This is a genomic window from Streptomyces sp. MBT53 (assembly GCF_016654115.1).
In the GTDB taxonomy this organism is placed as follows: Bacteria; Actinomycetota; Actinomycetes; order Streptomycetales; family Streptomycetaceae; genus Streptomyces.
Genome location: NZ_JAEQAZ010000500.1, coordinates 1 through 492, shown reverse-complemented (window position 1 = coordinate 492; position 492 = coordinate 1). Strand labels below are relative to the sequence as shown.

Annotated in this window: 2 protein-coding genes; one reads left to right on the top strand and one right to left on the bottom strand. The window is 70.5% G+C overall.

Annotation, left to right across the window (positions count from 1 at the left end; genetic code table 11):
* Window positions 1–208: CdaR family transcriptional regulator (locus JHN45_RS52475; protein WP_201056588.1), on the top strand; the 208-nt coding region annotated here is incomplete at its 5' end.
* A gap of 39 nt (window positions 209–247) precedes the next feature.
* Here JHN45_RS52475 and JHN45_RS52470 read toward each other — a convergent pair.
* On the bottom strand, window positions 248–492 hold a 245-nt coding region (locus JHN45_RS52470; RefSeq protein WP_236585087.1), incomplete at its 5' end, for a DUF6355 family natural product biosynthesis protein.

The window sequence follows — 492 nt, the reverse complement described above, 5'->3', positions numbered from 1 at the left end:
CTCCCCCGCCCACCACGAACTCGCCCGCACCGCCGAGGTGTACCTCGACCACGCGGGCCAAGCGGGGCGCACGGCAGCCGAGTTGGGCATCCACCGCCAGACCCTCTACTACCGCCTGTCACGGGTGGAACAGCTGACGGGTCTTGACCTGGACGACGGGGAGGACCGGTTGTTGCTGCACATGGCGTTGAAGGGGGCGCGGCTGTAAGGCGGTTGGGGGCTACCGGCTACTGGGCGATGGGACGCGTCAGCAGGTCCGCCCGACGTAGTAGGCGCCCTGGATCTTGCGGGCGGAGCCCAGCCAGGTCGTGCCGGGCCTGACGCAGGCCTCGTGGTCGCGGGCCCGGGCGACCTTGACCTTGATGACGACATGCGAGCCGTCCCTGGTGCAGTGACGGTAGTAGGCGTCGGTACTGGTCTTGTAGAAGCCGCAGGGGGCGGGGGACGCGGGGGTGGCGGCGGCCACCGTGCCGAGCGAGGTGAGCACGAGGG